The following is a 5,430-nucleotide window of genomic DNA, read 5'->3' as shown; positions in this document are numbered from 1 at the left end:
CCACGCCCAGGCCAGTGCCCGGGCCAATCACCACCGCAGGGCGCAACGGCTCCGGCGTGCCTTCGCACACCACGCGGAATTCGTCGGGCTTCAGGCGGGTCATGCCCAGGGCCATGGCCGAGAAATCATTCACCAGCAGCAGCTCGTCCACCTGCAAGGTCTTGCAGAACGCAGTCTTGCTCAGGCGCCAGTGATTGTTGGTGAATTTAAATTCATCGCCACTCACCGGCCCCGCGACCGACAGGCACACCGCGCCAATCGAGCCGATGGCCAAGCCTTCTTCCTTCAGATAGACCTGGATCGCCTCCTCCGGGCTGGCATGATCCGCCGTCGCATGGACGCGGATCGAATGCAGCTCCTGATCCCGCCACAACGCAAAACGGGCGTTGGTACCACCGATATCACCGACCAGCGCTAGCTTCACTTAAGTGTCTCCAAGGCAGAGGTAAAGGCGCTGGCGCCCTGCTCTGCGGAGCTTGCAGCCAAACGCATGAACGCAAACAACTCGCGACCGGCCCCCACGTTATTGCCCAGAAGGCCCGTGGCAGGCGCGCGCGCGGCAAATTCTTCGGCGTCCACCTTAAGCTCCAAGGTGCCTTTGACGCCATCCACGCGAATGATATCGCCATCGCGCACACGTGCCAGTGGCCCGCCGCTCTGGGCTTCGGGGTTGACGTGAATCGCGGCGGGAATCTTACCCGAGGCGCCGGACATGCGCCCGTCTGTTACCAACGCCACTTTGAAGCCACGATCCTGCAACACGCCGAGGAACGGGGTCATCTTGTGCAATTCCGGCATGCCGTTGGAGCGCGGGCCCTGGAAACGCATCACTGCAACAAAGTCTTTTTCCAACTCACCGGCCTTGAACGCGTCGGCCAGGTCTTGCTGGTCCTGGAACACCACGGCCGGGGCTTCGACGATTTGATGTTCGAGGGCCACGGCGGAGACCTTCATCACACCCCGGCCAAGGTTGCCTTCCATAACCCGCAGGCCGCCTTCCGGAGAAAACGCACGGGCCACGGGACGCAGGATGGTTTCGTCGAGGCTTTCGATCGGGCCTTCACGCCATACCAGCTCGCCGTCCACCAGGAACGGTTCCTGGGTGTAGCGGCTCAGGCCATGACCGGCCACGGTGTTGACGTCGTTGTGCAGCAGGCCGGCTTCCAGCAGTTCGCGGATCAGGAACGACATGCCTCCCGCCGCCTGGAAGTGGTTGATGTCGGCCTTGCCGTTTGGATACACGTGGGACAGGGTCGGCACCACCTCGGAGAGGTCGGCCATGTCATCCCAGGTCAGGATGATGCCCGCCGACATGGCGATGGCCGGCATGTGCAGGGTGTGGTTGGTGGACCCGCCAGTGGCGTTGAGGGCGATGATGGAGTTGACGATGGATTTCTCGTCGACGATCTCGCCGATCGGCGTGAAGCTGCCGTTGGCCTTGGTCAGGCGCGTGACCTGGTGCGCGGCTTCGCGGGTCAGGGCGTCACGCAGCGGCGTGTACGGGTTGACGAACGAGGCGCCCGGCAGGTGCAGGCCCATGACTTCCATCAGCAACTGGTTGGTGTTGGCGGTGCCGTAGAAGGTGCAGGTGCCCGGGCTGTGGTAGGACTTCATCTCCGATTCCAGCAGCTCTTCGCGGGTGGCCTTGCCTTCGGCGTAGCGCTGGCGCACGTCGGCTTTCTGTTTGTTGGAGATCCCCGACGGCATCGGGCCGCCCGGTACGAAGATCATCGGCAGGTGGCCGTAGCGCAGGGCGCCCATCATCAGGCCGGGGACGATCTTGTCGCAGATACCCAGCATCAGCGCGGCGTCGAACATGTTGTGGGACAGCGCTACCGCCGTGGACATGGCAATCACTTCGCGGCTCAGCAGGCTGAGCTCCATGCCTGGCTCGCCCTGGGTCACGCCGTCGCACATGGCGGGGGTACCGCCGGCGAACTGGCCAACAGAACCGACTTCACGCAGGGCCTTTTTGATTTGCTCGGGGAAATGTTCGTATGGCTGGTGGGCCGACAGCATGTCGTTATATGACGAAACAATTGCCACGTTGGCGGCGTTCATCATGCGCAGGCTGTTTTTGTCTTCGGTGCCGCACCCGGCCACGCCGTGGGCAAAGTTGGCGCATTGCAGCTTGCCGCGCATCGGGCCGTCGCTGGCAGCGCCGCGAATGAGCGCAAGGTATGCCTCACGGGTTGCACGGCTGCGGGCGATAAGCCGTTCGGTGACCTCAAGTACGCGGGGATGCATGTATAGAACTCCAGGCTAACGGATGTGGCGACCTGAGTGTCTATGCTGGTCAAAAGCCCGCCGCGAAGAGGTTGGCAGGGTGTTGCTTGACCAATCGGACCAGTTGATTCAGGTCACTCGTTGTAGATTGAACAAAATATTGCCACTAAAAAGGCTTGTTTTCTATTTTTATGCGAATAATCTTGTAATTCTTACAACAAATCGACGACAGGCACCTTCCAATGACTCTACGTATCGCTATCAATGGTTTTGGCCGTATTGGCCGTAATGTCCTGCGCGCACTTTATACCCAAGGCTACCGTCAGGATTTGCAGATCGTCGCCATCAACGATCTCGGCGACAGCTCGATCAATGCCCACCTGCTTAAATACGACACCGTCCACGGTACTTTCGACGCAGAGGTCGCTCATGATCAGGAAAGCCTGACCGTGAACGGTGACCGGATTGCCGTGAGTGCCATTCGCAACCCGGCCGACCTGCCGTGGGCTGCGCACAAGGTGGACGTGGTGTTCGAATGCACCGGTCTGTTCACCGACCGTGACAAGGCCGCCGCCCATATTACCGCCGGCGCGCGCAAGGTAATCATCTCGGCCCCGGCCAAGGGCGCCGATGCCACCGTGGTGTACGGGGTAAACCATGACATTTTGCGTCAATCCCACCAGATCATCTCCAACGCTTCCTGCACCACCAACTGCCTGGCGCCCGTGGCCCAGGTGCTGCACCGCGAGCTGGGCATCGAAAGCGGCCTGATGACCACCATCCACGCCTACACCAACGACCAGAACCTGACCGACGTCTACCACACCGACCCGTACCGCGCGCGCTCGGCCACCCAGAACATGATCCCGAGCAAGACCGGCGCTGCCGAAGCCGTGGGCCTGGTGCTGCCGGAACTGGCAGGCAAGCTGACCGGCATGGCCGTGCGTGTACCGGTGATCAACGTGTCGCTGGTGGACCTCACCGTGCAACTGAAAAAAGAAGCCAGTGCCGAGCAGGTCAACGCGCTGCTGAAAGAAGCCAGCCAGCACTCGAAAATCCTCGGCTACAACACCCTGCCGCTGGTTTCCAGTGACTTCAACCATAACCCGCTTTCGTCGATCTTCGACGCCAATCACACCAAAGTGAGCGGCAAACTGCTGAAAGTGCTGGCCTGGTACGATAATGAGTGGGGCTTCTCGAACCGGATGCTGGATAACTGCCTGGCGCTGTGCAACGCCGAGTAATGCTCGGCCTGTAGGAGCGAGCTTGCTCGCGAAAAACGCAAAACCACCGCGTTTATTCAGGATGCCAGCGATTTCGTTGACGCCCTTCGCGAGCAAGCTCGCTCCTACAGTAATCCAAAGTGCCACTTGCCATTTGCGTTGATGATAAGCATTATCATTCGCTGCAAATCGGTCTGGTATCACTGTGAGCCAATCTCGTTTCAACCAAGTCTTCCTCACCCAACGGGTGATTTTGCTGCGCACCTTGCAGCGGATGGTGAATAACCACAGCACCGCCGAGGACCTGTTGCAGGAAACCTACCTGCGCGTTACCCGGGCCCTGAACGAACGGCCGATCGACCACCTCGAACCCTTTGTCTACCAGACGGCGCGCAACCTGGCGCTGGATCACCTGCGCGCCCGCAGGATTCAGGCCCGCACCCTGCAGGAAGATGTCCCGCTGGACGTCCTGCAAAGCGTCGCCTCCCCCGTCAGCACCCCCGAAGACGCGACACAGGCCGAGCAATTGCTCGAGCACCTGAGTGTCAGCCTCGGCCAGTTGAGCGCCCGCCAGCAGCAGATATTCATCCTCAGCCGCCTGCACGGTTGCAGCTATCAGGAGATTGCCGACAAGCTCGACGTGTCCCTGAGCACCGTGCAGAAGGAACTGAAACTGATCATGGCCATCTGCATAGGTGTGGCCGAAAGACTGGATCGCCCTTAAGCTTTGTCGGCACAGTCTGTAGGACTATTGATTAAAACGTGGCGAAGACCCGAGGAACACCGTGACGGAACCGAATAAACGGCACCCCCATGAGCTGGCTCATGAGGTGTTGCAAGACGCGGCCATGGACCAAGCCCTCGACTGGCTGATCGCGTTGCAGTGCCCGCAACCCGGGCAACAGGCGGAATTTGAAGCCTGGCTCGCCAACGACCCGTTAAACGCCGAAGCCTTCATCAAGGCCCAGACTGCCTGGGGCGGCGCGCCGGTTCACAGCGCTGCCGTCGCCCTGAATGCTCCACGCAAACCCAGCGCCTGGCGCCGTATCAAACCGCACTGGAAGCCCCTGGCCACTGCCGCTGTGTTGCTGCTGGGCCTGTTCAGCTTCAGCAACCTGCCTATGCGCCTGCAGGCCGACCATCTGACCGTGGTGGGCGAACGCCAGCGCCTGCAGCTGGACGATGGCTCGAAAGTGTTGCTCAACACCAACTCAGCCTTCTCCAGCAGCATCAAGGACCACCAGCGCATCGCCCGCCTGTATCAGGGCGAGGCGTTTTTCGAAGTGCTGCCCAGCCGTGGCCTGCCCCTGGAAATCGACGCCGGCCCGGTGCGCGCCAGCGTGCGCGACACCTCTTTCGCGGTGCGCTACTTGAACGGTGAAGCCCAGGTTCAGGTACAGCGCGGTGATGTCGACCTGAGCAACACGTTTGACGACGCGCGGGTGCGCCTGAGCGCCGGTGAAAGTATCCGCATCGGGCCCAAGGGCTTCGGCCAACCGGCCAAGCTCGACACCACCAAGGACCTGGCCTGGGTCGACGGCCGGCTGATCTTCGAAAACTGCCCGATGAGCGAAGTGCTGGCCGAATTGCGTCGCTACTACCCCGGCTGGATCGTCAACAACAACGACAGGCTGGCCAGCGTGGCCGTCACCGGCAATTACCGGCTCGACCAGCCGCTCGACGTGGTGCGCTCCCTGGCCCACATCACCTCGGCCAAGCTCTCGGAATACCCGGCGCTGGTGATCCTGAACTAAATGAGAATTATTTTTACTCGATAGCCAGCGACGATACGTCTCGTTATAGCCAATGCAACTGATTCCTATTTGATTCAGTGCGCAACTATAAGATTCGTACCTTCCGGAGCGCTCTCGATGTCGTCTCGTTTCAACCGCCGGTCCTCTTCGCCCGTTCGCCGCCAGGGCTTGTCGCTGCTGACGGCCGCAATCCTGTTGGCCGGTGCGCCCGTCATGGCCGCCACCGC

Annotated in this window: 5 protein-coding genes; 3 read left to right on the top strand and 2 right to left on the bottom strand. The window is 61.0% G+C overall.

Translation table 11 applies throughout. The annotated features are described in order from the left end of the window. Positions 1-424 (bottom strand): glucokinase (locus HX846_RS20030; RefSeq protein ID WP_178965963.1); only part of this gene is annotated, 424 nt, incomplete at its 3' end. After that, positions 421-2,247 (bottom strand): phosphogluconate dehydratase, encoded by a 1,827-nt coding sequence (edd, locus tag HX846_RS20025; RefSeq protein ID WP_003214119.1) that lies wholly within the window; start codon positions 2,245-2,247, stop codon positions 421-423. The genes HX846_RS20030 and edd, both read right to left, overlap by 4 nt. Positions 2,248-2,468: 221 nt before the next feature. Between edd and gap the strand changes: the two genes are divergently transcribed. The 3 genes from gap (at position 2,469) to HX846_RS20010 (ending at position 5,203) form a co-directional block, all read left to right on the top strand. Next, positions 2,469-3,470: a type I glyceraldehyde-3-phosphate dehydrogenase gene (gene gap, locus HX846_RS20020; protein ID WP_003214117.1), complete on the top strand. Its 1,002-nt coding sequence runs from the start codon at positions 2,469-2,471 to the stop codon at positions 3,468-3,470. 184 nt (positions 3,471-3,654) lie between these two features. Continuing rightward, positions 3,655-4,173 carry a sigma-70 family RNA polymerase sigma factor gene (locus HX846_RS20015; protein ID WP_178965962.1) on the top strand — a complete coding sequence of 173 codons (519 nt, stop codon included), beginning with the start codon at positions 3,655-3,657 and terminating at the stop codon, positions 4,171-4,173. A gap of 61 nt (positions 4,174-4,234) precedes the next feature. Next, positions 4,235-5,203: a FecR domain-containing protein gene (locus HX846_RS20010; RefSeq protein WP_087694633.1), complete on the top strand. Its 969-nt coding sequence runs from the start codon at positions 4,235-4,237 to the stop codon at positions 5,201-5,203. Positions 5,204-5,430 lie beyond the last annotated feature (227 nt).

This window comes from Pseudomonas sp. K5002 (assembly GCF_013386655.1).
GTDB lineage: Bacteria > Pseudomonadota > Gammaproteobacteria > Pseudomonadales > Pseudomonadaceae > Aquipseudomonas.
This window is presented reverse-complemented; position numbering and strand designations above follow the sequence as displayed.

Bases quoted from the DNA above. Each gene is read 5' to 3' on its own strand.
- edd (WP_003214119.1), bottom strand. From the start codon at position 2,247: ATGCATCCCCGCGTACTTGAGGTCACCGAACGGCTTATCGCCCGCAGC.
- gap (WP_003214117.1), top strand. From the start codon at position 2,469: ATGACTCTACGTATCGCTATCAATGGTTTTGGCCGTATTGGCCGTAAT.